Below are 3,076 nucleotides of genomic sequence, written 5' to 3'. Positions count from 1 at the left end.
TTAAGTGCGGCAGCGGTGGCGAACAACGGCACAGATGCTTATCAAGGGGCTGCGACGGCGAAAAGTGCGGTTGAGAATAATTATTTGTTCAAGCAGGAAGCTGAACGGCAGGCTGAATTATTGACCAAACAAGAAAAAGAAGGACTAACTGATAAAGAACGGGAAGAATTAACAGAATTAAGAAAATTAGATGACAAGCGTGATAGAAATCTGCAAATAGCATGTTATTCAGGAATGACTGCCGCATGCGCAAATGAGTTAATCATATTGAGTGAGACTTTTCATAGCTATGATACCCCACAAACTGAACTGAAAAATGTTGATACTCGCACAGAATATCTTGATGTTGCCACTAAATATGGTGAAGTTAAACGGCAGTATGCGGAAGATGTAGCAAGAGAAGCATTGGTTAAAATCGCTTCTGATAATATTGCGGATTCGGCAGAGCTTGTCAAAGTAACCGCTAAAGCGATTACAGGTGATGAAACTTCGCAAGTACAATTACATGAAATAGGCAAGGCTATCAAGGCCTTGGTTCAGTCGCCGATTACCACGATTTCAGACAGCATAAAATCACAGTTGGCAGAAGCGGACAGGCTGGAAGCAATCGGTCAAAGCCGTGAAGCCGATGTGATGCGGATGCAGGTATATTTGTCTTCAGAACTTGGTGTTATCAGTGGCTTAAGTAGTATTGCAAGCATTACGCCTAGTGCACTAAAAACTGCTGCGAAATATGAATTAGTTGTTGATCCTAGTATTTTAAGTGCAAATGGATTTGGTGGCGTTAAAATAGTTCGTAAAATAGATGGGGTTGAAGATATTCATGTGGATGTGAATATTGCAAGGCAAAAAGGAAGTGAGGCATATAAAGCGATAAATGAACTAAGACCGAGTGCTGCATATAATTTATCAAATGGTACTTATTTCCGAACTAATCAACATGGATATGTTGAAGAAATTTCATTTAAACCTGACTTTGATAATAAAGGTGTTCGTGATAGTCGTCAAACGTTGATTGGAAAGGAAGGTATTAGCGGGGATGTCGGTGGACATATTCAAGCATGTGCAATGGGTGGAAGCTGTGATCGTTATAATTTATTTCCACAAAATAGCAACTTTAATAACTCTGCATATAAAGTTTATTTTGAGAATATAATAAAAAGAGCAGCTATGAATGGAAACGAAATAGATAATGTTACTATTAAATTTACTAGAAATAATCCAGCTTTATCAAGGCCTTCTAAATTAGAAGTGATGTTTACAATTGATGGAAAACCGCAGGTTGAGGAGTTTATTAATAGATATGGTGGAGGTAAGTAAAATGCAAAAACAATTGGAGATTTTAAAAAAATTATCTAAATGTTTACATTGTTGTACACGTCGAAAATATAATAGTGCAGTTATGGAATTTAAATTTAATCCTGAGGAGGGATGGTCTTCTTTTTCTGCTTGGTATATCGTTAATGAAAAAAATTACCCACCTGAGAATTTCGAGGGACTTAAAGAGCATTCTAAACTTTTATGCCAAGAACTCCATGCTGAAATGCAAGTGCATACAGGAGGAGATTGGCGTAAATTTATTTTAATGATAGATGAAAGTGGAGAAGTAAAAACTCAATTTATTTATGCAATTCAATCTTGTATGGATGAGTTCAAGAATAACTAACTTGGAAGACAAAAACCGCTTCAGCACCGGCACATTGAGCACGGAGAACATCGAAAGGCGGAGCTGGAAATAGGCCTAATGCTGGAATAGCCTGCAAACTCGCTAGAATTATTCAATGGTTCGATTGAAATAGGAAAGAAAAGATTTTCAATTGATAAGGCTACAGGTGAAGTACATCAGTTTACAGACGCTAATGATGGAAGTTGGCACTGGGCTGGCTCTACAGATGATAATAGCTCTCCTTTGAAGTTGCAAAATAATGTTAAAGCAGAACTACGAAAATTATCAGGCGAATCTAATAATAAGAGATTAAAGTGATGATTGTTTTAGATGAAAAAAATAAGTTGGGAATAATGTGGGAAACTTTAATTAATGAGCTTGATTTTTCTTATGGAAATATCAATTTTATTATTGGTGACATGCTGGTGCCAAATTACTTCATTTGTAATTATACGATTAATGTTGTTTTTTCTAATTTTGTAAGTTCAGTGCGTGAGGCTTATGCTAAAAGCGAGGATTTTTTGATAAATTCTGATTATGAAAAGATAAAAGAAGGATTGATCAGTGAGGGACAGTTTGAAGCTATATATAATATAGAGTTAGCCGATATGGAGCAAGGGGGAATAGATAGGGGAGTACTCATGTGGATTGGTTTTGGAGAAGTGAATGAGCTTATATTTTATACATCTAATTATGGCAAAGAAATTCAGTATATGAGTTTTCCCAAAAATACGTTACTCCACTTGATAGATGAAATTTCAGATTTAAATAGAAATACGCTGGGTAGAAAGTTTTAGTGAGTGGAGGTGATCCTTTACAGGGAGCTGGGTTGGCAGGGGCTGGGACTTGGCTTGGTAGCCGTATAAAATATCCAGCGGTAAGTTCATTTTTTTCAGAGTTTATACAAAAATCTCCTGTGTTTTTAGAGGAGATGAACGATGGTGAAGAATAATGTATTATGCTATAGGTGTTTTTTTAGAATGTTTCAGTTATTAATTATAACCTTAGTTTTAACAGAGGTTGGTATATTTGTTTATTCTTTTAAAAATATTGGGTTTCTTGGGTATGTTAATGATTTTTTTTTAATTCAATATAAGGTTTTTTCATTTGCTTTAACCAAAGGGATATCTCTCATGATTATCGGTGATATATTATCAGGTGGATTTTTTAAGTTTATCAAAAAAGGATGAGCATCTGGGATAGCTCCTAATTTAAATATCGGGGATAACACCATCGGTAACTAGAGTGGGCTATGCAATCAGGAGGAAGCTTTTGAAAAAATATAAAGATAAGAATGTATATTATCAATCGGCATATTATCCGAACTCATTAATAGATGGTTTAAAGAAATGATATTTTTTCATTGTAATAGCCGGTTAAAAACGAATAATATCAACCTGACCGCCAGCG

At 35.5% G+C, this 3,076-nt stretch carries 3 protein-coding genes; all 3 read left to right on the top strand.

Annotation, left to right across the window (positions count from 1 at the left end; translation table 11 throughout):
• On the top strand, positions 1–1,320 hold a 1,320-nt coding region (locus tag OA57_RS05565), incomplete at its 5' end, for a DUF6862 domain-containing protein (protein WP_200883601.1).
• A gap of 1 nt (position 1,321) precedes the next feature.
• Positions 1,322–1,666, top strand: a complete 345-nt coding sequence (locus tag OA57_RS05560) for a hypothetical protein (protein ID WP_034614656.1) — start codon at positions 1,322–1,324, stop codon at positions 1,664–1,666.
• 314 nt (positions 1,667–1,980) lie between these two features.
• Positions 1,981–2,463 carry a hypothetical protein gene (locus OA57_RS05555; protein WP_152596722.1) on the top strand — a complete coding sequence of 161 codons (483 nt, stop codon included), beginning with the start codon at positions 1,981–1,983 and terminating at the stop codon, positions 2,461–2,463.
• The last annotated feature ends 613 nt before the right edge of the window (positions 2,464–3,076 follow it).

This window comes from Chelonobacter oris (assembly GCF_000772535.1).
Classification (GTDB): domain Bacteria; phylum Pseudomonadota; class Gammaproteobacteria; order Enterobacterales; family Pasteurellaceae; genus Chelonobacter; species Chelonobacter oris.
Note: the sequence above shows the minus strand (reverse complement) of the source record. Positions and strands in the feature narration are given on the sequence as shown.

What these genes read in the sequence shown, in the direction of transcription:
- OA57_RS05560 (WP_034614656.1), top strand. Translation starts at nt 1,322, where the DNA reads ATGCAAAAACAATTGGAGATTTTAAAAAAATTATCTAAATGTTTACAT.